The sequence below is a fragment of the Leisingera aquimarina DSM 24565 genome, from assembly GCF_000473165.1.
Classification (GTDB): Bacteria; Pseudomonadota; Alphaproteobacteria; order Rhodobacterales; family Rhodobacteraceae; genus Leisingera; species Leisingera aquimarina.
Window position 1 is genome coordinate 3844298 of record NZ_KI421504.1, and the last position, 21330, is coordinate 3865627.

28 protein-coding genes and 1 tRNA gene are annotated in these 21330 nt (G+C 62.6%); 7 read left to right on the forward strand and 22 right to left on the reverse strand.

All coding sequences use genetic code 11. The annotated features are described in order from the left end of the window. Nucleotides 1–364 precede the first annotated feature (364 nt). Complete coding sequence (gene rpoH / locus AQUI_RS0123260) at nt 365–1261, reverse strand: RNA polymerase sigma factor RpoH (RefSeq protein ID WP_027259669.1); 897 nt, start codon at nt 1259–1261, stop codon at nt 365–367. 161 nt (nt 1262–1422) lie between these two features. Further along, a complete protein-coding gene (locus AQUI_RS0123265) occupies nt 1423–2448 on the reverse strand; it encodes an RluA family pseudouridine synthase (RefSeq protein ID WP_027259670.1) in 1026 nt (341 codons plus the stop codon). Here AQUI_RS0123265 and AQUI_RS0123270 point away from each other — a divergent pair. Then, a complete protein-coding gene (locus AQUI_RS0123270) occupies nt 2447–2752 on the forward strand; it encodes a DUF6476 family protein (protein WP_027259671.1) in 306 nt (101 codons plus the stop codon). The genes AQUI_RS0123265 and AQUI_RS0123270 overlap by 2 nt on opposite strands. A gap of 10 nt (nt 2753–2762) precedes the next feature. Here AQUI_RS0123270 and AQUI_RS0123275 read toward each other — a convergent pair whose 3' ends face one another. Both AQUI_RS0123275 and AQUI_RS31595 read right to left on the reverse strand, forming a co-directional pair. After that, nucleotides 2763–3344 carry a hypothetical protein gene (locus AQUI_RS0123275; RefSeq protein ID WP_027259672.1) on the reverse strand — a complete coding sequence of 194 codons (582 nt, stop codon included), beginning with the start codon at nt 3342–3344 and terminating at the stop codon, nt 2763–2765. Between the two features lie 4 nt (nt 3345–3348). Next, nucleotides 3349–3501, reverse strand: coding sequence for a hypothetical protein (locus AQUI_RS31595; RefSeq protein WP_156916909.1), 153 nt, complete (start codon nt 3499–3501; stop codon nt 3349–3351). Here AQUI_RS31595 and AQUI_RS0123285 point away from each other — a divergent pair. Beyond that, on the forward strand, nt 3500–3859 hold the full coding sequence (locus tag AQUI_RS0123285; RefSeq protein ID WP_027259673.1) for a hypothetical protein: 360 nt from the start codon (nt 3500–3502) through the stop codon (nt 3857–3859). The genes AQUI_RS31595 and AQUI_RS0123285 overlap by 2 nt on opposite strands. 346 nt (nt 3860–4205) lie before the next feature. Here AQUI_RS0123285 and AQUI_RS0123290 read toward each other — a convergent pair. Further along, nucleotides 4206–4282, reverse strand: a tRNA-His gene (locus AQUI_RS0123290). Between the two features lie 171 nt (nt 4283–4453). Next, the gene (locus tag AQUI_RS0123295) at nt 4454–4960 is read right to left on the reverse strand and encodes a GNAT family N-acetyltransferase (protein WP_027259674.1); all 507 of its coding nucleotides are present in this window, start codon (nt 4958–4960) and stop codon (nt 4454–4456) included. 89 nt (nt 4961–5049) lie between these two features. Between AQUI_RS0123295 and AQUI_RS0123300 the strand changes: the two genes are divergently transcribed. Next, nucleotides 5050–5235, forward strand: a complete 186-nt coding sequence (locus AQUI_RS0123300; protein ID WP_027259675.1) for a DUF6324 family protein — start codon at nt 5050–5052, stop codon at nt 5233–5235. A 172-nt stretch (nt 5236–5407) separates the two neighbouring features. On the opposite strand, the gene AQUI_RS0123310 is transcribed toward AQUI_RS0123300, so the two are convergent. The 5 genes from AQUI_RS0123310 to ribB all read right to left on the reverse strand — a co-directional run bounded on the left by AQUI_RS0123310 (nt 5408) and on the right by ribB (nt 8901). After that, the gene (locus AQUI_RS0123310; RefSeq protein ID WP_035920460.1) at nt 5408–5890 is read right to left on the reverse strand and encodes an MmcB family DNA repair protein; all 483 of its coding nucleotides are present in this window, start codon (nt 5888–5890) and stop codon (nt 5408–5410) included. Nucleotides 5891–6243: 353 nt separating this feature from the next. Further along, nucleotides 6244–6573, reverse strand: a complete 330-nt coding sequence (locus AQUI_RS0123315) for a hypothetical protein (protein WP_027259677.1) — start codon at nt 6571–6573, stop codon at nt 6244–6246. A gap of 168 nt (nt 6574–6741) precedes the next feature. Continuing rightward, the gene (gene nusB, locus AQUI_RS0123320; RefSeq protein ID WP_027259678.1) at nt 6742–7224 is read right to left on the reverse strand and encodes a transcription antitermination factor NusB; all 483 of its coding nucleotides are present in this window, start codon (nt 7222–7224) and stop codon (nt 6742–6744) included. Further along, nucleotides 7221–7772: a 6,7-dimethyl-8-ribityllumazine synthase gene (locus AQUI_RS0123325; RefSeq protein WP_027259679.1), complete on the reverse strand. Its 552-nt coding sequence runs from the start codon at nt 7770–7772 to the stop codon at nt 7221–7223. The genes nusB and AQUI_RS0123325 overlap by 4 nt, the downstream gene beginning before the upstream one ends. A gap of 1 nt (nt 7773) precedes the next feature. Next, nucleotides 7774–8901 carry a 3,4-dihydroxy-2-butanone-4-phosphate synthase gene (gene ribB, locus AQUI_RS0123330; protein ID WP_027259680.1) on the reverse strand — a complete coding sequence of 376 codons (1128 nt, stop codon included), beginning with the start codon at nt 8899–8901 and terminating at the stop codon, nt 7774–7776. 194 nt (nt 8902–9095) lie between these two features. Between ribB and AQUI_RS0123335 the strand changes: the two genes are divergently transcribed. Further along, nucleotides 9096–10148, forward strand: coding sequence for a proline racemase family protein (locus AQUI_RS0123335; protein ID WP_027259681.1), 1053 nt, complete (start codon nt 9096–9098; stop codon nt 10146–10148). A gap of 166 nt (nt 10149–10314) precedes the next feature. On the opposite strand, the gene AQUI_RS0123340 is transcribed toward AQUI_RS0123335, so the two are convergent. Continuing rightward, nucleotides 10315–10902: a riboflavin synthase gene (locus AQUI_RS0123340; RefSeq protein WP_027259682.1), complete on the reverse strand. Its 588-nt coding sequence runs from the start codon at nt 10900–10902 to the stop codon at nt 10315–10317. 163 nt (nt 10903–11065) lie between these two features. Between AQUI_RS0123340 and AQUI_RS0123345 the strand changes: the two genes are divergently transcribed. From AQUI_RS0123345 to AQUI_RS0123355, 3 genes are all read left to right on the forward strand, one after another. Continuing rightward, nucleotides 11066–12358 (forward strand): capsule biosynthesis protein, encoded by a 1293-nt coding sequence (locus AQUI_RS0123345; RefSeq protein WP_027259683.1) that lies wholly within the window; start codon nt 11066–11068, stop codon nt 12356–12358. 95 nt (nt 12359–12453) lie between these two features. Further along, nucleotides 12454–13587 (forward strand): polysaccharide biosynthesis/export family protein, encoded by a 1134-nt coding sequence (locus tag AQUI_RS0123350; protein ID WP_027259684.1) that lies wholly within the window; start codon nt 12454–12456, stop codon nt 13585–13587. A gap of 6 nt (nt 13588–13593) precedes the next feature. Beyond that, nucleotides 13594–15606, forward strand: a complete 2013-nt coding sequence (locus tag AQUI_RS0123355; RefSeq protein ID WP_027259685.1) for a capsular polysaccharide biosynthesis protein — start codon at nt 13594–13596, stop codon at nt 15604–15606. A 99-nt stretch (nt 15607–15705) separates the two neighbouring features. On the opposite strand, the gene ribD is transcribed toward AQUI_RS0123355, so the two are convergent. The 10 genes from ribD to AQUI_RS0123410 form a co-directional block, all read right to left on the reverse strand. Next, a complete protein-coding gene (gene ribD / locus AQUI_RS0123360) occupies nt 15706–16803 on the reverse strand; it encodes a bifunctional diaminohydroxyphosphoribosylaminopyrimidine deaminase/5-amino-6-(5-phosphoribosylamino)uracil reductase RibD (protein WP_084294504.1) in 1098 nt (365 codons plus the stop codon). Next, nucleotides 16803–17270 carry a transcriptional regulator NrdR gene (gene nrdR / locus AQUI_RS0123365; protein ID WP_027259687.1) on the reverse strand — a complete coding sequence of 156 codons (468 nt, stop codon included), beginning with the start codon at nt 17268–17270 and terminating at the stop codon, nt 16803–16805. Before nrdR ends, ribD begins: the two co-directional genes overlap by 1 nt. A 122-nt stretch (nt 17271–17392) precedes the next feature. Beyond that, entirely contained in the window at nt 17393–17809 is a 417-nt protein-coding gene (locus tag AQUI_RS0123370; protein ID WP_027259688.1) for a secondary thiamine-phosphate synthase enzyme YjbQ, read from the reverse strand. 60 nt (nt 17810–17869) lie between these two features. After that, nucleotides 17870–18295: a hypothetical protein gene (locus tag AQUI_RS0123375; protein ID WP_027259689.1), complete on the reverse strand. Its 426-nt coding sequence runs from the start codon at nt 18293–18295 to the stop codon at nt 17870–17872. A gap of 49 nt (nt 18296–18344) precedes the next feature. After that, nucleotides 18345–18752 (reverse strand): hypothetical protein, encoded by a 408-nt coding sequence (locus tag AQUI_RS0123380; RefSeq protein ID WP_035920174.1) that lies wholly within the window; start codon nt 18750–18752, stop codon nt 18345–18347. A gap of 321 nt (nt 18753–19073) precedes the next feature. Continuing rightward, nucleotides 19074–19475 (reverse strand): hypothetical protein, encoded by a 402-nt coding sequence (locus tag AQUI_RS0123390; protein WP_035920176.1) that lies wholly within the window; start codon nt 19473–19475, stop codon nt 19074–19076. Nucleotides 19476–19581: 106 nt separating this feature from the next. Further along, on the reverse strand, nt 19582–19878 hold the full coding sequence (locus AQUI_RS0123395; RefSeq protein WP_027259693.1) for a hypothetical protein: 297 nt from the start codon (nt 19876–19878) through the stop codon (nt 19582–19584). A gap of 85 nt (nt 19879–19963) precedes the next feature. After that, nucleotides 19964–20509: a DUF4166 domain-containing protein gene (locus tag AQUI_RS0123400; RefSeq protein WP_027259694.1), complete on the reverse strand. Its 546-nt coding sequence runs from the start codon at nt 20507–20509 to the stop codon at nt 19964–19966. Beyond that, nucleotides 20506–20913 carry a DCC1-like thiol-disulfide oxidoreductase family protein gene (locus AQUI_RS0123405; protein ID WP_027259695.1) on the reverse strand — a complete coding sequence of 136 codons (408 nt, stop codon included), beginning with the start codon at nt 20911–20913 and terminating at the stop codon, nt 20506–20508. Before AQUI_RS0123405 ends, AQUI_RS0123400 begins: the two co-directional genes overlap by 4 nt. Before the next feature lie 38 nt (nt 20914–20951). Continuing rightward, a complete protein-coding gene (locus AQUI_RS0123410) occupies nt 20952–21305 on the reverse strand; it encodes a hypothetical protein (RefSeq protein WP_027259696.1) in 354 nt (117 codons plus the stop codon). Nucleotides 21306–21330: the final 25 nt, after the last annotated feature.

Sequence of the window (21330 nt, forward strand, 5' to 3'; positions counted from 1 at the left end):
CACAGGATGCAGAAATTGCACGCAAGCCAGAATCATCAGGCCGCAAGCAGCCAGCCCTCCTTCGGGACAGCCAGACCGCAAGCGACGCCAGCAACCAGAGTGATTTCAGCCAGCCACGCGCATGACTGTCAGCCAGCATTTCCGCCAGCCCCCATTCAGCTACGCACCCAGCATTTTGCCAGGCCCGCGCCAGACAGGTTTTGCAGCCAGCCTCCGCCAGCATTTCAGGTCAGTCTTTTTGACCCGATGTTTCGCGCGCGAAACAATCCGGCAGGGCCGCTGCCGTAAAGCCAGCATCATTGCCAGCTGACAAAAAAAGGCGGTGCCAAGCACCGCCTTTACAGTCTACTGCCGGGCCTGGGGATCATGCGCCGGTCAGCATGCCCTTTTCCATCGCCAGGTCGCGCATCTTCTTTTGCAGCTTTTCAAACGCCCGCACCTCGATCTGGCGGATCCGCTCGCGGCTGACATTGTATTGCGTGCTTAGCTCCTCCAGCGTCACCGCCTGGTCCATCAGGCGGCGCTGGGTCAGGATATCCTTCTCGCGATCGTTAAGCACGTCCAGTGCCGCAGCCAGAAGCTCCCGGCGGGCCTCCAGCTCATCGCGGGCTTCGTAATCGCCCGCCTGGTCGGCATCTTCATCCTCCAGCCAGTCCTGCCACTGCATGGTGCCCTCGCCCTCGGAGCCGACGGTGGCATTGAGCGATGCATCACCGCCCGACATGCGGCGGTTCATCGAGATCACCTCGTCCTCGGTCACGCCGAGGTCGGTGGCAATCCGCTTGACGTTTTCGGGGCGCAGATCGCCATCTTCCAGCGCGCCAATGCGGGCCTTGGCCTTGCGCAGATTGAAGAACAGCTTTTTTTGCGCCGAGGTTGTTCCCAGTTTGACCATCGACCAGGACCGCAGGACATATTCCTGGATCGACGCGCGGATCCACCACATCGCATAGGTCGCCAGCCGGAAGCCTTTTTCAGGATCGAACTTCTTAACCGCCTGCATCAGGCCGACGTTCGCCTCGGAAATCACTTCTGCCTGCGGCAGGCCATAGCCGCGGTAACCCATGGCAATCTTGGCCGCGAGCCGCAGATGGGAGGTCACCATCTTGTGCGCCGAAGCTGCATCCTGTTCTTCGACCCAGCGCTTGGCCAGCATGTATTCCTCTTCCGGCTCCAGCAGTGGAAACTTGCGGATTTCCTGGAGATACCGGTTCAGACCGCCTTCAGGCGTCGGGGCAGGCAGGTTTGCATAATTCGCCATATAAAGTGTCCCTCCCAAAATGTATAAGGACTTAACATTAGCGCATATGTGTTAGCGCCAAATCCTTTTCAAGGACCGCTTAAGGAATTCTTGTATGTTAGCCTGGGGGAACACGTCTGTGAATTGCATCACAGGCATGAACACGCTTATTTGCTGGCAATTTACTGGCGCAATGCTGCCAGCAATTCCGCCATATCCTGCGGCAGTGGGGCCTCAAACCTGAGCGGCGCGCCCGTCACCGGGTGGTTGAATCCCAAGACAGCAGCGTGAAGCGCCTGGCGCGGGAACGTTTGCACAGCCGCCTGCGCAACTTCGTTCAAGGCCTTGGCCGCCAGTTTGCGGCGCCCGCCATAAGTGGGATCCCCCACCAGGCCGTGGCCGGCATGGGCCATATGCACCCGGATCTGATGGGTGCGGCCGGTTTCCAGCCAGCATTCGATCAACGCCGCGCAGGCCGGGTTGCCGAACCCCTCGCAGATGCGAGCCCGGGTCACCGCATGGCGGCCGCCCTGAAACAGCACCGCCTGGCGCTGCCGGTCGGTTTTGTGTCGGGCCAGCTGGGTGGTGAGCTTGAGGATATTGCCGGGTTCAAAACTGGCACCCTTGACGCCGCGCAGCCGCGGGTCGTTGCCGTCCGGCACGCCGTAGCAGATGGCCTGATAGTAGCGCTCCACCGTATGTTTTTCGAATTGCACCGCCAGCCCCTGATGGGCAGCATCGGATTTGGCCACCACCAGCAGGCCGCTGGTTTCCTTATCGATGCGGTGCACGATGCCAGGGCGTTTGACGCCGCCCACGCCTGAGAGACGGCCGCCGAAATGGTGCAGCAGCGCATTAACCAATGTACCCGAGGGCGAGCCTGGCGCCGGGTGCACCACCATGCCTGCGGGTTTGTTGATGACGATCAGATCATCATCCTCGAAAATAACTTCCAGCGGGATGTCTTCGGGGCCGATGTGGCTGTCTTCGGCCTCTTCCACGGTGATCGCAATTTGCGCGCCGGCCTCAACCTTGGCCTTGGCGTCCTGCACCATGGCGCCATCCACCGTCAGCGCGCCCTCCTCGATCAGCCGGGCCAGGCGGGTACGCGACAGCGATGCCTCCTCTGGCACATCGCGCGAAACCGCTTTATCAAGCCGCTTAGGCGGGTTTTCCGCGATGACAAACTCAATCCGGCGGCTGCCCATGACTGATCCTTCCGAGACCGAAATCCAAACAGAGCCGCCGCAGATCCGGTTCCTGCGGCGGCTTGTGACCACGCTGACCGTGGTGATGATTGGCGGGCTTGTAGTGATAATCTCGCTGCTTGTCATCCGCTTGCAGGCAGGCGATGCGCCGCTGCCAGCAGAAATCGCCCTGCCCGACGGGGTTGAGGCCCAAGCAGTGACCCTGGGACGCGATTGGATTGCTGTGGTCAGCCAAGACAACCGCATCCTGATTTTCGACCGCGAGTCCGGCGCGCTCCGCCAGGAAGTGCGGATCAAGGACTGACCCAGCGGGGTCAGGACCTGAGCAGCACCTTATTTGAATCGATCGCCGCGGCGATCTGGGCGTATTGCGCCTGCCGTTCCCGCGCAGATTCAGCACTGCGCAACAGGACTGTGCCTGCGTCCTCGAATATGCGGGCAGCTTCCCGGTTCACTGCAGCCTGAGCGGACGGCCTGACAGGCGTCAGCGGTCTGGTGGTGCGTTCAGCCGGGTTTGCGGAGCTGGTGACGCTAACCCGGCTCCGGCCCGGGTCGCTGTTCTGGCGGACCAGCCGCTTCAGCCGGGCCGAGGTATCCTCCAGCACGTCACGCACCTCGTCGTAATCGGTCCCTTGCGGGATGCCATCTGCGGCTGCTTCCAGCCGTTCAGAGAGGCAATCGACCTGCAGCGCCGAATCACCGGTGGCGCGGCAGAAGGCCTTGGCTGCGGACAGGGTGCCCAGCAGCTCGGTCAGAAAGGCAGCTGAACCGAATTCTCCGGCGGGAACTACGACTGTATAGGTCAGGGGTCCAGCGCCCTGTGCCAGAGCGGGTGCTGCGGCCAGACCCAGGCAGGAGACCCCTGCGGTCAAGCCCTTGACGGCTGTCTTAAACATATCGTTACCCTCGCATTTCCCCGAAGAACCGCTCATAGCGGAACCGCAGCTGCGCGGCATCTTGCCGGAACATCACCGCTGCGGCGCCGCCATGTTGCTTGGCGCCCGGGCCTTCATTAACCTTAAGATGTTCCAAAGCATAAGGTTGTTTTATCATGTACACCAGTATCTTGCGGGCTGCGGCATTGATTATCCCCCTGTCTATTACCGGACAGCCCGTATTTACCCAGACCGCGGACGCCGCGCTGAACGAAGCCAAGCGGCGTGTGGCCTGCGGCGCCGGTGTTCCGGTCTCCGCCACCTATCTGGCAAACGGCACGCTGCAGGTGACCTGCCAGGCACCGGGCGCCGAGGCTGTGGCCCAGGCCGCCGCAAGCGGCCTGCCGGAAACCGGGTTGTCCGCCGGAGCAGCCGCCGGAGCGGTTGCAGGGGTGCTGTTCCTGGTTCTGATCGCCGATGATGATAGTGGCACATCGACCACAACAACGACTACGACCACCAGCACAACCGATTGAGGCAAGGTTCCGCTTGCCTGGGGCTGTTGGAGCACTTGTATTGCGTGCTCCAGCAGAACGGCATGCACCAGCTAGCATAGCTCCGCTGCTTTAGCCCGCCCCGCTTGCGGCAGATCCCTGGACCGCGCCGAATTGCGCGGCCTCAGGGTTAATCACCAGAAAAGCATCACAACCTCAGTCCCGGCTGTAGGCACCCAACGGGAGGCGTGAGCGAGTCGGCTGCTCAGCGGCCAGTGCAACTTGGACTGACCGGAATCCGCAGTAGAATTTGAGACTGCAAAAATCATGTCCGGCAGAAGCGCCAGACCGGTGCCGCAGCTGAGACTGCCCAAGATGTTTGATTGAGTGGTACCACCTCCCCGGCTCGAACGGGGGACCTCCTGATCCACAATCAGGCGCTCTAACCAACTGAGCTAAGGCGGCACTGTGGGGTCATTTATAGCACGTCCCGGAGGCGCGCAAGAAGTTTTTTTGCCTTTCCGCTGCAGAAATCTGCCGCATCAGATTGCCCGGCGCGACGGCCCCGACCCGGCCATGACGCCGACTGAAAGTTATCCACAACCGCTTGCAATCATGCGTAATTTCCCGCTTCGCTCAGAGCGCTCCATCCTCTGGTTCCGGGAAAGACAACCGCCAGGTCTGCTCCACCAGGTCCTGTCCATAACTGTGCACCGGATGGCTGTCCGTCAACTGCCAGCCGAAGGCCCGGTAAAGCGCGCAGGCGGTCTGGTGGCTTTCATGGGTTTTCAGCATCATGCCCCGGTACCCCGCTGCACGGGCAAACTCCATGCACTCGCGCAGCAGCCGTTTGCCCAGCCCCTTGCCGCGCGCCGCAGGCGTCAGCAGGAACAACCGCAGCTGCGCTGTGGCGGCATCCTTTTTCATGCAAAACACCGTGCCCAGCCGCTCGCCGCCGCTTTCCGCCATCCAGCCGCGTTCACAGGCGGGATCGTGGCCCGCGCAGAAACTGTGCAGGATATCGGCGACCAGCGGACCAAAGGTTTCATCAAACCCCGCTTCACGGGCGTAAAGATCCTGGTGGCGGGCCGCCAGCCATTGCATGTCGGTAGGGGCGAATCGGCGCAGGGTCACATCCATCATGCAAACAGCATAGCGCAAAGCCGGCTTGCGTTTCAGCCTGCCCCGGGCTAGCACCGGCTGCAATCCGCTGACCGGCATTGGAGTGTGCAATGAGTATCAACACCGAACGCGACATCGAGGCAAACATGCAAATCGGTCCGACCGATCAGGGCATGGTGCGGATTTTCATTGATACCGGCAGCATTGAAATCCCGATGGACTTTGACCCGGAAGAAGCCGAGGAAATCGCCGAAGAGATCCGCGCCGCTGCGCAAGCGGCGCGCAGCGTCAAGTAACGCAGTCGTTCCGGCACTCCGCACCCGCCTCCCTGCACTGAACGCAATGGCCTGCCAAGACAGCGCCACAAGCGTGCGCAGCGCGCCGCAGGCGCGCTGCCGGGCCCAAGGCGGCCAAGGGGGCGCGGCGCAGCCGGGGCACCTGTAGGCGCGGGAGCCTCCCCGCCCGCGGTCAGGCTTCCGGCGCGTCGCCCCCTGCCCCACCCAGCAGCACCCCATCCAAGCCAGGGCGCGGATCGCGCAAGGATTGCAGGCGGCGGGCAGAATCCATGGCAAACTTCTGAATCAGCTTCTTGCGGCGTGCTGGTGCCATCTTGTCCTCCGGCGCCATGCGGATAATCTCGGCATCATAAGGGTCGGCAATGATCAGCCCGGTGCCGTCCGGCAGCAGCTCGGTTGGAAACTCCGTATCCACCGCCCAGAAATAGCGGTCGCACCATTCCAGATAGCCCGCCCATTTGCTGTCGGACTGAAAATCGGCGCGGCTGGATTTGCACTCAATCACCCACAGATCCCCCTTCGGCCCCAGCGCCATCACATCGACGCGCAGCCCGCGGACCGGCACAAATTCCTCCAGCGGCGCATAGCCCAGCGAGCGCAGATAGCGCGACACCCCGCGGGCGAGTTTCTGTCCGGGCTGCAGATCGTCCATCATGCGGGAGAATGTGAACAATAAGGGAACAGATTGCAATCCTGCGGTTTTGACCGGAATTGACGTGCCTGTGCTGCGTTCCCCTTGTAACAGCACCCAAGTCGGACTACTTACGGGTTTGGCGGGTTCTGCCCTTCTTGTGACAGGCAGCATTCCAGTGGCCTTAAGCAATTCCACGGGAGCTGGCTCTGTTCGGACCCTGGTCCGTTTACCTGGCGCCCACCTGTACATACAGGTCCCCGGGAATCAAAGCCGCACGGTTGATTGGTGGTCCCGCCGCATTTTTTCCTGCCGCCAAAGAAAAACCGCGCCTTCCGAGTGGAAAGCGCGGGCGGAATGCTCAGCCTGCCTGCGGGTCAGCGGCGGCGGTGCAGCTGGCGCTTACGCTGGGAAGGCGCGTCAGCCGGAACCCGCACCGGCTGGAATTCATTGACCACCGGAGTGCCGCGGCGGGGGCCGCCATCCTTTTCCGCCATTGCCATCACGGCCCAGGCAAACTGCACGCCGGCAAAAACGATGCCATGCATGAACCACAACAGGAACACAGCCAGCAACCCGGCATCAGAGCCGGCAACCAGCCCCCAAAGGTTCATCACGTTGAACCACAGCAGCACCGCCACAAATGCGGCAGCAATACAGAAGCCGATCACAACGTTACGGATGTACATCTTAACCAGTTCAGGCATCTGTGTCCTCCAGAAATGCAATAGGAGGTTACCAGTCTTTATGGCGCCGTCCAGCGCTTCCGGAAGGACTGAGCGGAATTTGTCGCACCCTTTGCGGGCCTATGGCCACCAAACAAAAAAGGCGCCCCTGCAGTGCGCCTTTTTCAATTGATACTGGAGCTTTCCGCCTCAGAACGCTTCCGGCTTGGCTTCACGCGCCATGTGATCCAGCACAGCGTTGACGAACTTCGGCTCCTTGCCTTCGGGAAAGAAGGCGCGGGCGATATCGACAAACTCGTTGATCACAACCTTGGGCGGGGTGTCGGATTGCGTCAGTTCGGAACCCGCAGCGCGGAACAGCGCGCGCAGCGTGGGGTCGATCCGGGCAATCGGCCATTTCGCCACCAGGGCGCGGTCGGTCATCTGGTCGATCTGCGCCTGGTGGTTCACAGCCTCGCGCACCAGCTTGCGGAAGATCTTGTTATCTCCTTCCGCCATTTCATCGCCTTCATAGACAGCGCCGAACCGGTGGTCCTCAAACTCGACGATCACCTTGTCAAAGGTCTGGCTGCTCTGCTCCATCTGGAACAAGGCCTGCACAGCATAAAGCCGCGCTGCCGATCTCATCTGATTCTTGCCGTTGCCCTTGGGGCGGCTGTCCTGGGTGCTCATGCGCTGGTGGATCCGTTGTCTGTACCGGCGACCTGGTACGCCCCGGTGGGCGCCTTGAAACCGATGCCTTTGGTCTGGGCGCCCCACTTACGCGTGAGTGCGATCAGATGCAAGGCCGCAGCTGCAGCGCCGCCGCCTTTGTTCTGATCAGCGGTATCAGCGCGCACTTCGGCCTGTTTGCGGTTTTCCACGGTCAGGATGCCGTTGCCGATGCACAGACCCTGCAGGCCCATCAGCTGGATTGCGCGGCTGCTGTCGTTGCAGACGGTGTCATAATGGGTGGTCTCGCCGCGGATCACACAGCCCAGCGCCACGTAGCCGTCGAAATTCGAGGTGCGGTCGGCGATGGCGATTGCGGTCGGCACTTCCAGCGCGCCGGGCACTTCGACGATCTCGAAAGTTCCTCCTGCGGCTTCGATTTCAGCCGCGGCACCGGTCACCAGATTGTCGGCGATATCCTTGTAGTAAGGCGCCACAACGATCAGCATCTTTACCGGCTTGTCGAACTCGGCACGCGGCAGGGTGTAGTGGGTTTCATGTCCAGCCATATCAATCGTCCTTCAGAATGGGGCGGCTGCCGGTGATGGACAGCCCATAGGCATCCAGCCCGACATATTTGGTCGAGGGCGAGTCGGTCAGCAGCACCAGTTCGTTCAATCCCAGGCTTGAAAGGATCTGGGCGCCGATGCCGGTCTGCTTGATGGTCACTGTCCGTGCGCCGTCTTCCTCATTGGCGTACAGCGCGTTGCGCGGCTGGCGGAACAGGGTCACCACACCGCGGCCCTCTTCGGCGATGATCTCCATAGCGCGGGGCAGCTGGCGGGCCGATTTCGGGCCAAGGCCCAGGATGTCCGTTGCCTCATGCAGCGCATGGGTGCGCACCAGAACCGGCTCCGGCGTGGTGATGTCGCCCTTGATCATTACCACATGTTCGATGCCGTGGGTCTGGTCGGTAAACAGGCGCATTTCCCACTCGCCGCCGATTTCCGAGGTCACGGTCTCGCGCGAGGTTTCCGCCACCAGGTTGTCGTTGCGCGCGCGGTAGGTGATCAGGTCGGAAATGGTGCCGATCTTCAGCCCGTGTTTCTGCGCGTAGTCCACCAGATCGGGCAGCCGCGCCATGGTGCCGTCTTCCTTCATGATCTCGCAGATCACCGAAGACGGGTAATGGCCGGCCAGCCGGGCCACATCGCAGCCGGCCTCTGTGTGGCCCGCACGGACCAGCACCCCGCCCCGGCGCGCACGCAGCGGGAAGACATGGCCGGGGGTGGCAATATCGGCAGCGGTGTTGTCGGGGTCGATGGCGGTGGCTACGGTCAGTGCCCGGTCGGCAGCGGAAATACCGGTAGACACGCCTTCGCGCGCTTCAATCGACACGGTAAAGGCGGTTTCATGGCGCGAGGAGTTGTGCAGCGCCATCATCGGCAGGCCCAGTTCCTCGATCCGCTCGGCCGGCAGCGTCAGGCAGATCAGCCCGCGGCCATGGGTGGCCATGAAGTTGATCGCCGCCGCATCCGCAGCTTGCGCCGGGATCACCAGATCTCCTTCGTTCTCACGATCCTCGTGATCGACCAGAATGAACATGCGGCCCTGGCGGGCCTCTTCGATGATGTCTTCAATCGGGCTGATGGCATCGCGCAATTGCGCCTCAACCGGCCCCGGTGTTTCAAAGCTCATGTAGCAGCCTTTCGATGCGCAAAGGCAGCACGCCTGGCGCTGCGGGTTCTTTCCCTGCCAGATAGCCCACAGACGGGGCAAATGCCAGTCCCGCAAACGGCACAGAGGGGTCTGGACGCGGCCTGTGCATCTGTGCACAAATGACATTGGATCCAATCCTTGGGTCTGGGGTTTCATTGGGAAGGGAAAGACAGATGCGCGCATCCCGCATTATCCAGGCTGTTGAGGCTCATGCCGAGGGAGAGCCCGGCCGGGTGATCACCGGCGGCATGCCGCTGCTGAAGGGCGGCACGGTGTTTGAAAAGATGCAGGACATGGCGGCCAATCATGATGATATCCGCCTGCAGATGCTGCGCGAGCCGCGCGGCAATCCGGGACTTTGCGGCAATGCGATTGTCCCCCCCTGCCACCCGGAGGCCGACGCCGGCTTCATCATCTTCGAGCAGACCGAGTATCCGCCGATGTCGGGTTCAAACACGATCTGCGTGGTGACGGTGCTGCTGGAGACCGGCGCCGTGCCGATGGCGGAGCCGGTGACGGAGCTGGTGCTGGAGGCCCCGGCCGGGCTGATCCGGGTGCGTGCGGACTGCCGCGACGGCAAGGTGACCCGGGTGGAGTTCAAGAACGTGCCGGCCTTTGCAGTGCATCTGGATGCGCCGGTGGAGGTTGCGGGGCTTGGCACCGTCACGGTGGATGTGGCCTGGGGCGGGATGTTCTTTGTTCTGGCTGAGGCCGGAACGCTGGGGGTTCCCCTCGACGCAGAAAACGGCGCCGAGATCGTGCGGGTGTCGGAAGCGATCCGCCATGCCACTGCCGAGCAGCTGCCCGTAGCGCATCCTGAAAACCCGGAAATCACCGGCCCGACGATCACCAATCTGTGGGGCGTACCGGTGGCGCAGGGCACCCACGGCCGCGGAGCGATCACCCTTTCGACCGGACCGTTCGACCCGACGCGCCCGCAGGATGCCAGCGGCATTCTCGACCGCTCCCCCTGCGGCACCGGCACCTGCGCCAAGATGGCAGTGCTGCACGCCCGCGGGCAGTTGGATGTTGGGCAGGACTATGTGAATGCCGGGCCGCTGGGCACGACCTTTACCGGCCGCATTCTGGAGGAAACGCGAGTCGGTCCTTACCAGGCTATCGTCCCAGCGCTGTCAGGCCAGGGCTGGATCTATGGGCTGTCCAGCTACACGCTGGATCCCAGCGACCCCTTCCCCGAGGGCTATACCGTTGGCGACATGTGGTGACGCGCGCCGCGCCAGCGGCGCGCCGGGCCCAACCCTTTAGACGGCATCTATGATGCAGGCCAAAGGAGCGGGAGCGCTTGGATAACCGGGCCATGAGGGGCGCAGCCCCTCGGCCTCTGGCCTCACCCCGGAGTATTTTTAGAAAGATGAAAGTGGCTGTGCCATTTTAACCGGCCTCCTGCAGACGCGCGACGTAACGGGCCAGGGTGTCGATTTCCAGGTTGATGCGATCTCCGAGCTTCACATCGCCCCAGGTGGTGACCTCTTTGGTATGCGGAATGAAGTTGATGCCGAAATCGCAACCGTCCACACCGTTCACAGTCAGCGAGGTGCCGTTCAGCGCCACCGACCCCTTGGGTGCAATGAAGCGGGCCAGTTCCTTGGCCGCGCGCAGAGTGACGCGGGTGCTGTCGCCCTCGTCCGTCATGGCCACCACTTCAGCAACGCCGTCCACATGGCCGGACACAATATGGCCGCCCAGCTCGTCCCCCACTTTCAAAGCGCGCTCCAGATTGATCCGCTTGCCCGTGGTCCAGCTGTCCAGATTGGTTTTGGACACAGTTTCGGCCGAGATCTGCACATCGTACCAGTCTTCACCCAGCGCAATCACTGTCAGGCAGACCCCGTCGGAAGCGATCGAAGCGCCAATGTCGATGGTTGCCGTGTCATAAGAGGTGAGGATGCGGGCACGCAGATCGCCCTGCTGCTCCAGTTCGGCGATGGTGCCTACGTCCGTGATAATGCCAGTAAACATGGGTCCGCTCCCCGCAGGTGATATGTCAAAGCTGCCGCAGAGGTAGCCAAGCTGCGCGCGCTCTACAAGCCCCGGCTTGCCTTACCCTGCCGCCCGGCCATAGTTTCGCCCCAGTCAATTGTTAATCAATCCTTGAGACTGCCACCGTATTTCTGAAACCGGGATGTCACGCCACCTTATGAAACATCGCAGCTTTCTGTTCCTGCAAGGCCCGCACGGGCCGTTTTTCGCCGCCCTTGGCCGGATGCTGCAGGCCGCGGGCTGTGATGTGGTCCGGGTGGGGTTCAATGCCGGCGATCAGGTCTTCTGGCGCGGCAAGGACAGCTATTTCCCCTTCACCGGCAGCCAGCAGGACTGGCCTGAGGTGCTGGCCGGGCTGCTGCAAAGCCGCGGCATCACCGACATCGTGCTGTATGGCGACACCCGCCCCATTCATGCCAGCGCCATCGAAGCCGCGCAGCAGCGCGGCATAACCGTGCATGTTTTCGAGGAAGGCTATCTGCGCCCCTACTGGGTGACTTACGAGCGCGGCGGCGCCAATGGCCATTCGCGGTTGATGCAGATGACTGTTCCAGAAATGCAGGAGGCACTGGCACTGTCCGACATGGAGGCGCCGTTGCCGCCGGCCCATTGGGGCGACATGCGCCAGCATGTGTTTTATGGCGCGCTGTACCATTGGTTCGTGATGTTCCGGAACCGCAAGTACCGCAATTTCCGCCCGCACCGGTCGTTGACGGTGACCAAGGAATTCCAACTGTATCTGAAACGGTTGCTGCTGATGCCTGCCCAGGCACTGGAGCGGCGGCTGGCAGAACGGCGTATCCGCAATGGCGGGTTTCCCTATCATCTGGCGCTCTTGCAGCTGGAGCATGACAGCTCCTTCCAGATGCATTCGCCCTTCTCCAGCATGGGTGAGTTTCTGGAGGAGGTGATCCGCGGCTTTGCCGAAGGCGCTCCGCGCCACCATCACCTGGTGATCAAGGCGCATCCGCTGGAGGATGGCCGCGCCCAAGTGCGCCGCACCCTGCGCCGGCTGGCGCGCGAGCACGGCATCGAAGACCGGGTGCATTATGTGCGCGGCGGCAAGCTGGCACAGCTGCTAAACGAGGCGCGCACGGCTGTGACCGTCAATTCCACCGCCGGCCAGCAAGTGCTGTGGCGCGGCATTCCGTTGCGGGTGTTCGGGCGGGCCGTTTATGGCAAGCCTGAGTTTGTGTCCGAGCAGCCCATGGCCGAGTTTTTTGCCGCCGCCAGCCGCCCTGACAGCCGCGCCTACAAGGATTACCGGCGGTTCCTGCTGGAAACCTCGCAAGTGCCCGGCGGCTACTACTCCCGCGAGGGGCGGCGCCAGTTGCTGCGCCAGGTGGCCGACATGATGCTGGCGGACGAAGATCCTTATGACGCGCTGCGCCTGGGCACAGCGGCACCGCGGCAACAGTTGCGTCTGGTGACCTGACGCAGCTGCGCCCAAAGACTGGATTTTTCCCTGCCGGCAGGTTAGGTTGCCCCTAAAACTTGAGGCAAACAATAATTGGTCGAGGAGACCGAGCAGTGAAATCCGTTCCCCTTCGCTGGGCGCGTCCAGTGGCGATGCTGGCAGCATTGGCCCTTGCGGCCTCTTGCGGGCTGCCCAAGGTCGGCCCCAACAAGCGCCAGATCTTTGCCGGTTCCGTGCAGCGGGAAGGCGATGCATTCATCGTCTCCGTCAACGACCGCGTCGCCCGTGCCACCGCCGTTGTGCCGGCCCTTGGCTTTTCTTCCGGCTTTACCTCTGCGGGCCGGCTGACCTCGGACACCATCCGTCCTGGAGACGTGCTGGGCCTGACGGTCTGGGAAAACGTGGATGACGGGCTGCTGGCCGCCGAGGCCACCAACTCCACCGTGCTGGAAGAAGTGCAGGTCGACAGCGCCGGCTATATCTTTGTGCCCTACGCGGGCCGCCTGCGCGCCTCCGGCAACACACCGGACCAGCTGCGCGAGACCATCACTAAGAAACTCGAAGACCAAACCCCCGACCCGCAGGTGCAGGTGCGACGTCTGGCCGGTGACGGCGCCACCGTCAGCCTGACGGGCGCCGTGGGCGGCCAGGGTGTCTATCCGATCGAACGCCCGACCCGCACCCTGGCGTCCATGCTGGCACAGGCCGGCGGCGTGACAATCCAGCCGGAAATTGCCCAGGTCACCGTGATCCGCGGCCAGGAAAAGGGCAAGATCTGGTTCCAGGACCTGTTTGACCATCCGGAGCTGGATGTAGCCCTGCGCGGCGGCGACCGTATTCTTGTCGAGGAAGACACCCGCTCGTTCACTGCCCTGGGTGCAACCTCAGCCCAGGCGCGGGTGCCGTTTGAAAGTCAGGACCTGTCAGCGCTGGAAGCGATTGCCCAGGTGGGCGGATTGATTTCCACCGCCTCCGACCCGACCGGCGTCTTTGTGCTGCGCAACGAGCCTGCCGAGATTGCCAATCAGGTGCTGGGCCGCGATGATCTGATCGGCGCGCAGCGTTTGGTCTATGTGCTGAACCTGACCCAGCCGAACGGGTTGTTTGTTGCCCGCGACTTCGTGATCCGCGACGATGATACGCTGTATGTCACCGAGGCGCCGTATACCCAGTGGACCAAAACCATCTCGCTGCTTGTGACCCCGGTCGGATCGCTGTCCAGCGTCTCCACCGCGCTTGACGGCTGACACACCATGCGCCTGACCCCAGGCCGGAACAAAGCCGGGAGCCCAGCCTCCCGGCTTTTTGTTTACAACGGTGGTTTTCTGACCCAGCGCCAGGTGCGGCGGATCCTGCAGCTATCCGGCTATGATATCCGGCTGGGCCTGCCGCAGAGCAACGATCTGGTTGGCATCTGGGGCGCCTCGCCCACGGCGCACCGGGGTCTTGCCGTCGCAGAACGGAGTGGCTGCGGATTGTTGCGGGTTGAGGATGCCTTTCTGCGCTCGCTTCACCCTGGCCGCGCAGGCGAACCGCCCATAGGGCTGCTGCTGGACCGGTCCGGCGTGCATTTTGATGCTGCCACGCCTTCGGATCTGGAGGCGCTGCTGGCCAGCCACCCGCTGGATGACGCGCATCTGATGCGCCGGGCACGGGATGCAATTGCTCGTCTCAAAGCCGCGCATCTCAGCAAATACAACGCCTTTGATGCTGCGGCTGCGGTGCCGGATCCGGGTTATGTGCTGGTCGTGGATCAGGCGCGAGATGATGCCTCTGTCACCGCGTCGCGCGCGGACCGGGCGCGGTTTCTGGAAATGCTCGCCTTTGCCCAGGAGGAACACCCCGGCGCGCGGGTGCTGATCAAGACACATCCAGAGACGCTGCGCGGTTACCGGGCGGGGTATTATGATGCGCAGGACGCACAGGGGCGGGTTGAGCTGTTCACCGGCAGCCTGTCGCCCTGGGCACTGCTGGAAGGCGCCGTGGGCCTCTATACAGTATCTTCGCAACTGGGGTTTGAGGCAATTCTGGCAGGCCACAAGCCACGGGTCTTCGGGCAGCCGTTTTACGCGGGCTGGGGGCTGAGCATCGACGACGCCCCGCCTGCACGCAGGCAGCGGCGGCTGACGCGGGCACAGCTGTTTGCGGCATCTATGATCCTCTATCCGAAGTGGTACGATCCGTTCCGGGATGAATTATGCGAGCTGGAAACGGTGCTGGACAACATGGAGGCGCGGGTGCGGGCCTGGCGGGACGACCATCGCGGCTGGGCAGCCTCAGGCATGCGGATGTGGAAGCGCAAGCCGCTGCAGACATTTTTTGGCGCCGAAAAGCGGGTCCTGTTCACTGAGGATCCGGCCAAGGCGCAGGCAAGCGGGCGCATGCGGATGGTCTGGGCCAGCAACGCGAATGCGGCGCATGATGGCGCTGTGCGGGTCGAGGACGGCTTTCTGCGGTCCCGCGGGCTGGGGGCGGAACTGGTGCCGCCGCTGTCGCTGGTGACCGACCGACAGGGGATCTACTACGACCCGCGCCAGCCGTCGGATCTGGACACGCTGATTGCCCGCCGGGTTGAGATGACCCAGGCCCAGGCGTTGCGGGCCGAGCATCTGGTGCGGTCTCTGGTCCAGGACGGCGTGTCGAAATACAATCTTGGCGGCACCGCCCCTGCCCTACCCGAGGGCCATCGGATCCTGGTTCCGGGCCAGGTGGAGGATGACGCCTCGATTCTTTGCGGAGCCGGAGAGGTGAGGACCAATCTGGATCTTCTGCGGGCCGTGCGGAAGGCCAATCCGGAGGCGGTGATTATTTACAAACCGCACCCGGATGTGGAGGCGGGCTTGCGCAAAGGCCAGGTTGCGGCAGAGGGGCTGGCGGATGCGGTTGCCTCCCATGCGGACCCCATGGCCCTACTGGCTAAAGTGCAAGAGGTCTGGACGATGACCTCTCTTCTGGGGTTCGAAGCCCTGTTGCGCGAGGTGCCGGTAACCACGCTGGGAACACCGTTTTATGCAGGCTGGGGCCTGACTGCCGATCTGGCTCCGGCGCCGCCGTGGCGGCAAGCCCGCGTCACGCTCCTGGGCCTCGCCCATGCGGCGCTGATCGACTACCCGCGCTACTTCGACCCGGTGACCGGCCAGCACTGCCCGGCGGAAGTGGCGGTGATGCGCCTGCGCAAAGGGCAGTTGCCGCACCCGGGGATCGGCAACCGTCTGCTCTCCAAACTGCAAGGCCTGTTCGCCACCTACGCCCATCTGTGGCGCTGAACGGCCCCCAAACGGAGCCGGGGAACTCCCAAGGGGAGAGAAGCATGAAACATGCTCCTGCGACGGGCGGGAGAGCCGGTTCTGCAAGGAAAAGGATAGTCAGCGCAGCGCGCGGGTCCAGCGGTGCAGGATGTCCTTGCCGAGGGGGCGGGTTTCAACCAGCTCAAACCGCGGCGCTTCCTCCAGCCGGCCGATGCCGAGCGCACCGATCGACGGCAGCCCTTCGGCACCAATCCCCAGACCAGCAGTGAAGCCGATCAGCTCATCCACCAGATCAAAAGCCAGCAGCGAGGCTGCCAGCGCGCTGCCGCCTTCACAGAACACTCGCGTCAGACCCGCCTGCCCCAGCTGCTGCAGCATATCCGCCGCGTCCAGCTGTACCCCGTGCGACGCACAGGGGATCAGCTTGGCACCGAGCCCTTCCCAGGCCTGAATGCGTTCATGATCAGCGCCGTGGCCATGGCAGAGCCAAACCGGCACGTCCTTGGCGGTGCGGGCCAGTTGCCCCATCAGCGGCAAGTCCAGGTGGCGCGAGATCACCACCCGCACCGGCTGATGCTCCACCCCCAGATCGCGCACGGTCAGCGAGGGATCATCAGCACGCGCAGTCCCGCCGCCGACCATCACCGCATCATGACGCGCGCGCATCGCGTGCACGGCGCGCCGGGCCTCCGGTCCAGTGATCCATTTGCTTTGGCCCGAGCCCGTGGCTATGCGCCCGTCGAAACTGCCTGCCAGCTTCAAGGTCACCAGCGGGCGGCCCTGCTCAGTCTTCAGAAAGAATCCAGCATGATCCCGCGCCGCCTGTGCCCCCCATATTCCGGTGGCAACCTCGATGCCCGCATCGCGCAGCATCTGAAATCCGTGCCCCGACACCCGCGGATCGCTGTCCTCGATCGCAGCAACAACCCGCGCCAGCCCGGCATCAATCAACGCCTGTGCGCAAGGCGGCGTTTCGCCGTGATGGGCGCAAGGTTCCAGCGTCACATAAGCCGTGGCACCGCGCGCGGCCCCGCCTGCCTGGGCCAGTGCTTCGGTTTCTGCATGGGGGCGGCCGCCCGGCCTGGTCCAGCCGCGGCCGACAACGCGTCCGCCCCGCACGATAACACAGCCCACTGCCGGGTTGGGCCAGCAATTGCCCTGCCCGCGCCGTCCCAGGGACAGCGCCAGCGCCATGAAACGGTGATCGGCGTCCATTATTCTTCCGGTGCAACTGGCGGGCGCAGCTCGTGAACAAAATCCTCGAAATCATCCGCCGCCTGGAAATTTTTGTAAACGCTGGCAAAGCGCACGTAAGCCACGGTGTCGATCCGGGCCAGCGCCTCCATCACGATTTCGCCGATTTTCTTCGAACCGATATCAGTCTCGCCCATACTTTCCAGCCGCCGCACGATGCCCGAGATCATCTGATCAATGCGTTCAGGCTCAATCGGGCGTTTTTGCATGGAGATACGGATCGAGCGTTCCAGCTTGTCGCGGTCGAAATCCTCGCGCTTGCCGCTGGTCTTAATCACCACCAGATCGCGCAGCTGCACCCGTTCGTAGGTGGTGAAACGGCCGCCGCAAGCCGGGCAGAACCGGCGCCGCCGGATCGAAACATGATCTTCGGCAGGACGTGAATCCTTGACCTGAGTGTCGATATTTCCGCAAAATGGGCAGCGCATCCGCCTGCTCCCTCAATCCTGTCAGCCTATTGTTTGTGCCGGTGTTTACCCGGTTATCCACAACTATAGGCTACCCTCCAGAATTTGGGTAGAGGTGATTTATAGCCGCTAGATAAAGAGGGTCAGGCCAGACGCGCAGCCACATGCCGCTGGTGCGGACGATCGCGGTGTTCAAACAGGTAGATACCTTGCCAAGTGCCCAGCACCGGCGCGCCGCGGCTGACAGGGATTGACAGGCTTACCGGCATCATCGCCGCTTTGATATGGGCGGGCATGTCGTCCGGCCCCTCATAGGTGTGGCGCAGATAGGCCATTGCAGGATCCGTGGAAGGCGGCACCAGGCGCGCAAAGAAGCCCCGAAGGTCGGTCTGCACCTCGGGGTCAGCATTTTCCTGGATCAGCAAAGAACAGGACGTATGGCGGACAAACAGGGTCAGCAGCCCATCCTGCAGACCGGACCCGGAAACCCAGGCCCGCACGCCGCGGGTAAACTCATAAAGCCCCTGCCCGCGCGTCGGAATGGTGAATTCATGCTTCATGCAGATCTATTGGCTGAACACAGCCCGGCCAGCAACAGGGTCAGCTAGTGAACCTGGAAATTAGGGCAACCAGCGGTCCCGCCCGGGCAGCCGGTCATAACAATAGGTTTGCGCAGCCGTCACATGCAGATTGTCACCTGCCTCGCGCACATTAAGCGACAGGCTGGAGGATCGGTCAGAAACACCAGGCGGCAGGCCAAAGGCAAATTGCACCGATTTGCGCCCCGGCCGGTTGACCGAAGGCCCGACCCCGCGCCAGACATAGATGCGCTGGTTCACCGGCGCCCGCAGCTGGCGGATCGCAAAATCGCCGATACCGCACCAATAATCCTGTGCGCCGGTCCCGACCCGGGCAACCACTTCCCAGACGCCTTCGGACACTGGCAGCACTTCATGGCGGTTGATTGCCCGCCAGGCGGACGCGGGCATTGGGACAGCCAGAGCCAAGGCCAGCATCCCTGTCAGCCACGGTCTTTTGCGCGTCATCTCAACCTCCCTCTTCTCCGGCCCGGACTGGCAGCGGAGCATTCTGATTTCACGGCCGCCCGAACGGTATGAAGCAATATCCAAATGCCTCCTGAACACGCATTGTATCACCAGATTGCAGGCTGTTGACAGACCCGTATCCGCCAGCCGGCGCCGCTGCCGCCAAATTTGCGTCCAGCGTGAACTGAACTGCCGAGCGGCGCCCGGTCGTTTCGCTGGGGCCCAGCCCGCGGGTGATGTGCAGATTGCTGTTCCAGGGCACCCGCAGCACGCGCTGCGCATAATCCGCCGCCCCGCACCAGAAGAGATACCCGTTGCCGGTGTTCGGGATGACTTCGAATACGCCTTCGGATACCGGATTGACCCGGATACTGTGGCGGCTGGAATTGGCAGCTGAACTGTCTGGAAGGGCCATCATCAAAGACGTTGCAAAAAGTGCGACGGCGGCAAGTTTCATGTCATTTCCCTTTCGTTCAGCGGGGCGCATGCCCGGTCAGGCTGCGCCTCTCCAAGGGTAGGGAAATTTGAAACACAAGCCAGTCACACTGCCGTGCAAGGGCTGGCAAGCGCCGCCTGGCAACTCCGGCCGACCTCACTCGGCGCCGCCGCCGGCAGCGTAAAGCCGGTATTTTCAGAACCTTGGCCTAGGTCCAGCGGGACGGGTTGATGTTCCCCTTTCCGAACAAACAGCCCGCCCTGCGCGGCGGCACCGGCGGGCTGCTCCGGCTTGCTGTTCACGCGGTAAGACACATCTTTGTGGAACAATGTGACCGCATCCTCAAAAGGCTGCTGCTTCCACGCAATAGCTATATCCCTGCTGCACCGACATGCTTTCCCCCGGACGAAAACCCAGCGACAGCCAGCCTGTCTTGGGTTCGACACCGCTCCGCTTCGGGTAAAGCGTGAACTGAACCGAGGACCGGCGCCCGGTGGTGACGCTGACATCCCGTCCCCGCACCACGTAAAACCGATCCATCCAGCCTGCGCCCAGCTCGCGGCGGGCGTACTCGGCAGCTGCGCACCAGTAATCCCAGGTGCCGCCGGATCCGCGCGGCACCACTTCATAGACCGTGTCATTGACCGTCAGCACCCGCACGCCGCGGGTGGTGGTAAAGCTATCCGCAGTTGCGGGAATGCCGGAAAGGCAAGCCAGGCTTGCTGCGCAAAGGAGGTTTTTCATTCGGAAATATCCCTGTGTTCGCTTCAACATAGGGATTTTCCGCAGCGGCTCCAACAGGCCGGTGCCGCCTTTGCCGCAACCTCTCGCAGATGTGTGAACGCCCGGCTTAGGCGCGGGCCGGAAACGGAATGATCTCTGCACTGTCGCGCTGATGGCTCAGCACCCCTTCCAGAATGGCCAGCGCTGCCGCATTCGGGACGGTCCCAGTGTCCGGGTGGAACTTTTCGCGCGCCTGCCGGCGCAGCATATCCTTGGTCTCAACCCCGTCCATTTGCTTAAGCGCATCCCCCTGATCCGCCAAAGCTTCGACCATGAACTGGTTGGCAGTCACCAGATCATTCAGCGACTGGAGCTTTGCAGTCAGCGCCAACAGAGCCGTATTCATATCGGTATGTGCAGACATCTTCTTCCCCCCGGAAGGCCAATGGGCAACAGCATCGATTTTAAGGGCCGATGCCGCGCCGGACAATGACAGGGTTAGCAAATGGTTAACGCCTCAGGTTCAGCTCCGGCAGCACCAGATACCCGCTGTAGCGCACCAGCAGACCGATGCGCGGCAGGCTGGCGGAGATGTCAAATCCCAGATGCCCCTCCGGCGTTTCAAATTCAGTAGAGGCGCTTTGCGGGCAAAGGGCTTGGGGCAGCGGCAGCCCGAACAGCCGGGCCTTCTCCACCGAGACCACCATTGCGCCTTGCTGGACCGATACGGCCAGGTCCAGTTCGACCAAGCCGAAGCGTTCCACTGCACGGCCTTTTTGCGGATCGTAGCGCAGGTGCGAGCGGGTCAGGAATTTCCCGAAACTGCGCCGCCAGACATGGCCGTTGCCCTGCGGCGTGACGTCCAGCCGGAACCGGGTTTCGGCCATTGGCGGCGGGAAGCCTGCAAGCCCCGCCAGCAGCCGGGCCCAGCGGCCGCCGCCCTCAACCTTGACCATGCCGTGGCTGCGTTCCGGCGGCTGCGCATGAAACCGCAGCAGGACCGGTGGCACCTCCAGCTCTTGCGCCGCGACGATGTCGCCAAAGGCATCCCTCATCCGTCAAAGCCCCCGTCGGCAAACCGTTCGCGCACTTTGGGGCTTGGGATCATGCAAGTGTCAAAGCGGCCGAACAGCCTGTACCGGTTGCAGGCGATGCTGAAGTACAGCGCATTCTTCAGCCGCCCCGGCAGGAACCGGCAGACTGACAAGGCCGGCCAGGGCCAGGGCAGCGCCCGCATCGCCGCGGCAAAGGCATCCAGCCGCTGATAGGTGCGGCCATTGACGATCACCAGATTGGTCTCGAAGTCATCGGTGGGCAGACCGTGTTCGCGGTAAAGCAGCTGCCCCAGCGGCGACTGTGCGGTGGCAAAGGAGAACTGCCGTGCACGGTCATGGCGCAGCATGAAGCGGAAAAAGCCTGAACACAGCACGCATTCGCCGTCGAAGACGATGAGGTTCATTTTTCCGGCAGGGGGTTCCCCGTCGTTCGCCATCTCTTTCAGCCAATTACCTTTTCAACGTCGATCGCAGCCCAATCAAACGCCACCACGCGTCCTTGCTCAGCCCTTAGACCGGGCCATCCACCGTACTTTTCCAAAGCTTTCGGAGATGGCTTGATTTCGCCCGACCTCAAACTCTGCTGTTCCACGACAACAGTTGCAACGTCGGGAAGGTTTGCACGTTCACAGATCGCCCGCACCAGATCTAAAGGAGCTCCCAGCAGTCTGTGCTCCCCTTGCCGCCCAATCAGTTCGGCCAAGTCTCCATATGTAACAAAAACCTTGTCACTTGATTGCCGCAGCTTGACGTATTCAGAGAAAATTAGATTTGCCCAAAACTCGTTGGTCGCCATTGGCCCCTCACAAATAAAAAGGCGC

Excerpts from the sequence above, each read along its gene's own strand:
- rpoH (WP_027259669.1), bottom strand. The coding sequence starts at position 1,261 with ATGGCGAATTATGCAAACCTGCCTGCCCCGACGCCTGAAGGCGGTCTG.
- AQUI_RS0123270 (WP_027259671.1), top strand. The coding sequence starts at position 2,447 with ATGACTGATCCTTCCGAGACCGAAATCCAAACAGAGCCGCCGCAGATC.
- AQUI_RS0123265 (WP_027259670.1), bottom strand. The coding sequence starts at position 2,448 with ATGGGCAGCCGCCGGATTGAGTTTGTCATCGCGGAAAACCCGCCTAAG.
- AQUI_RS0123275 (WP_027259672.1), bottom strand. The coding sequence starts at position 3,344 with ATGTTTAAGACAGCCGTCAAGGGCTTGACCGCAGGGGTCTCCTGCCTG.
- AQUI_RS0123285 (WP_027259673.1), top strand. The coding sequence starts at position 3,500 with ATGTACACCAGTATCTTGCGGGCTGCGGCATTGATTATCCCCCTGTCT.
- AQUI_RS31595 (WP_156916909.1), bottom strand. The coding sequence starts at position 3,501 with ATGATAAAACAACCTTATGCTTTGGAACATCTTAAGGTTAATGAAGGC.
- AQUI_RS0123295 (WP_027259674.1), bottom strand. The coding sequence starts at position 4,960 with ATGATGGATGTGACCCTGCGCCGATTCGCCCCTACCGACATGCAATGG.
- AQUI_RS0123300 (WP_027259675.1), top strand. The coding sequence starts at position 5,050 with ATGAGTATCAACACCGAACGCGACATCGAGGCAAACATGCAAATCGGT.
- AQUI_RS0123310 (WP_035920460.1), bottom strand. The coding sequence starts at position 5,890 with ATGATGGACGATCTGCAGCCCGGACAGAAACTCGCCCGCGGGGTGTCG.
- AQUI_RS0123315 (WP_027259677.1), bottom strand. The coding sequence starts at position 6,573 with ATGCCTGAACTGGTTAAGATGTACATCCGTAACGTTGTGATCGGCTTC.
- nusB (WP_027259678.1), bottom strand. The coding sequence starts at position 7,224 with ATGAGCACCCAGGACAGCCGCCCCAAGGGCAACGGCAAGAATCAGATG.
- AQUI_RS0123325 (WP_027259679.1), bottom strand. The coding sequence starts at position 7,772 with ATGGCTGGACATGAAACCCACTACACCCTGCCGCGTGCCGAGTTCGAC.
- ribB (WP_027259680.1), bottom strand. The coding sequence starts at position 8,901 with ATGAGCTTTGAAACACCGGGGCCGGTTGAGGCGCAATTGCGCGATGCC.
- AQUI_RS0123335 (WP_027259681.1), top strand. The coding sequence starts at position 9,096 with ATGCGCGCATCCCGCATTATCCAGGCTGTTGAGGCTCATGCCGAGGGA.
- AQUI_RS0123340 (WP_027259682.1), bottom strand. The coding sequence starts at position 10,902 with ATGTTTACTGGCATTATCACGGACGTAGGCACCATCGCCGAACTGGAG.
- AQUI_RS0123345 (WP_027259683.1), top strand. The coding sequence starts at position 11,066 with ATGTCACGCCACCTTATGAAACATCGCAGCTTTCTGTTCCTGCAAGGC.
- AQUI_RS0123355 (WP_027259685.1), top strand. The coding sequence starts at position 13,594 with ATGCGCCTGACCCCAGGCCGGAACAAAGCCGGGAGCCCAGCCTCCCGG.
- ribD (WP_084294504.1), bottom strand. The coding sequence starts at position 16,803 with ATGGACGCCGATCACCGTTTCATGGCGCTGGCGCTGTCCCTGGGACGG.
- nrdR (WP_027259687.1), bottom strand. The coding sequence starts at position 17,270 with ATGCGCTGCCCATTTTGCGGAAATATCGACACTCAGGTCAAGGATTCA.
- AQUI_RS0123370 (WP_027259688.1), bottom strand. The coding sequence starts at position 17,809 with ATGAAGCATGAATTCACCATTCCGACGCGCGGGCAGGGGCTTTATGAG.
- AQUI_RS0123375 (WP_027259689.1), bottom strand. The coding sequence starts at position 18,295 with ATGACGCGCAAAAGACCGTGGCTGACAGGGATGCTGGCCTTGGCTCTG.
- AQUI_RS0123380 (WP_035920174.1), bottom strand. The coding sequence starts at position 18,752 with ATGAAACTTGCCGCCGTCGCACTTTTTGCAACGTCTTTGATGATGGCC.
- AQUI_RS0123390 (WP_035920176.1), bottom strand. The coding sequence starts at position 19,475 with ATGAAAAACCTCCTTTGCGCAGCAAGCCTGGCTTGCCTTTCCGGCATT.
- AQUI_RS0123395 (WP_027259693.1), bottom strand. The coding sequence starts at position 19,878 with ATGTCTGCACATACCGATATGAATACGGCTCTGTTGGCGCTGACTGCA.
- AQUI_RS0123400 (WP_027259694.1), bottom strand. The coding sequence starts at position 20,509 with ATGAGGGATGCCTTTGGCGACATCGTCGCGGCGCAAGAGCTGGAGGTG.
- AQUI_RS0123405 (WP_027259695.1), bottom strand. The coding sequence starts at position 20,913 with ATGAACCTCATCGTCTTCGACGGCGAATGCGTGCTGTGTTCAGGCTTT.
- AQUI_RS0123410 (WP_027259696.1), bottom strand. The coding sequence starts at position 21,305 with ATGGCGACCAACGAGTTTTGGGCAAATCTAATTTTCTCTGAATACGTC.